1 pseudogene is annotated in these 455 nt (G+C 67.9%); it reads left to right on the forward strand.

Annotated features, from left to right (window positions below):
* Nucleotides 1-443: pseudogene (locus ACU8YE_RS25120) on the forward strand (serine hydrolase); the annotation flags it as partial.
* Between the last annotated feature and the right edge of the window lie 12 nt (nt 444-455).

The following is a 455-nucleotide window of genomic DNA, read 5'->3' on the forward strand; positions in this document are numbered from 1 at the left end:
GCGACTATCCGGGCGGGCGCGTCGCGTTCGTCAAGGCGATGAACCGCGAAGCACGTCGGCTCGGCATGCGGCATACGCACTTCCGCGAGCCCACCGGCCTGTCGCCGCACAACGTATCGACCGCGGAAGATCTCGCGCGGCTCGTCGGCGCGGCCGCGCAGGATCCGTTGATCCGCTATTTCTCGACCGATCTGTCGACCACCGTGCGCCCCGGCGACGGCGAACTCGTGTACGTGAATTCCGACCCGCTCGTGCGCTACCGCCGCCTGCCGATCCGGCTGCAGAAAACCGGCTTCATCAACGAATCGGGGCACGGCGTCGTGATGCGCATGCGCGTGAAAGGCCGCCGCGAAACGGTCGTGCTGCTCGGCGCGCCGACGCGCGCCGGCGTATCGAGCGACGCCATCCGGATCCATCGCTGGCTGTCCTGTTCGATCCGGTAAACACACGCAGGC

Source organism: Ralstonia sp. VS2407, from assembly GCF_052950655.1.